Genomic DNA, 707 nt, shown 5'->3' on the forward strand with positions numbered 1-707 from the left:
TCCGAAGGGTGCCGTCACGCGTTCCTATGGCGAAACGGATGAGCCCGGCGATCTTGCCGCGTGGCAAGCCTTCCGCATTGTCGGCGGCATTGCCGAAAGCGGCAGCGACTACCAACTCGGAGACGCCTTCCCCCACGATGTGCTGCTGGACGAAACCGGCGGCATCGGCTTCAAGAAGGGCTGCTATGTCGGCCAGGAGGTCGTCTCGCGCATGCAGCATCGCGGCACGGCCAGGCGGCGCGTGCTGATTGCATCGGCCGACAGGCCCCTGCCCGCGCCCGGCACCGAGCTGACCGTCGCAGGCAGGCCGGTTGGCACGCTCGGCTCGACCGTAGACACGACCGGTCTGGCCATTGCGCGCATCGACCGGGTCAAGGCGGCGCTCGATGCCGGCCAGCCGATCATGGCCGGGGACGTTCCGTTAACGCTGGCCATTCCCGGTTGGGCAAAATTCGCCTTCCCGCAGGAAGCCGTCAGCGCGGAGGAGGCCTGATGGCGGCCGACCGCGTCGGCGCGCCGGCACGCGCCTGGCAGCGCATGCTGTCGGGCCGCCGGCTCGATTTGCTCGACCCCTCGCCGCTCGACATCGAGATTTCGGACATTGCGCACGGGCTCGCCCGCGTTGCCCGCTGGAACGGCCAGACCAGCGGCGAGCATGCGTTTTCGGTCGCCCAGCACTCGCTGCTGGTCGAAGCGCTGTTCTGCGA

The 707-nt window shown here is 68.7% G+C and carries 2 pseudogenes; both read left to right on the forward strand.

The annotated features are described in order from the left end of the window. Positions 1 to 493, forward strand: a pseudogene (locus tag EN994_RS34055) (folate-binding protein YgfZ); the annotation flags it as partial. Beyond that, positions 493 to 707 (forward strand): annotated as a pseudogene (locus EN994_RS34060) (hydrolase); the annotation flags it as partial. The pseudogenes EN994_RS34055 and EN994_RS34060, both read left to right, overlap by 1 nt.

It is taken from the genome of Mesorhizobium sp. M7A.F.Ca.CA.002.09.1.1 (assembly GCF_003998555.1).
In the GTDB taxonomy this organism is placed as follows: Bacteria; Pseudomonadota; Alphaproteobacteria; order Rhizobiales; family Rhizobiaceae; genus Mesorhizobium; species Mesorhizobium ciceri.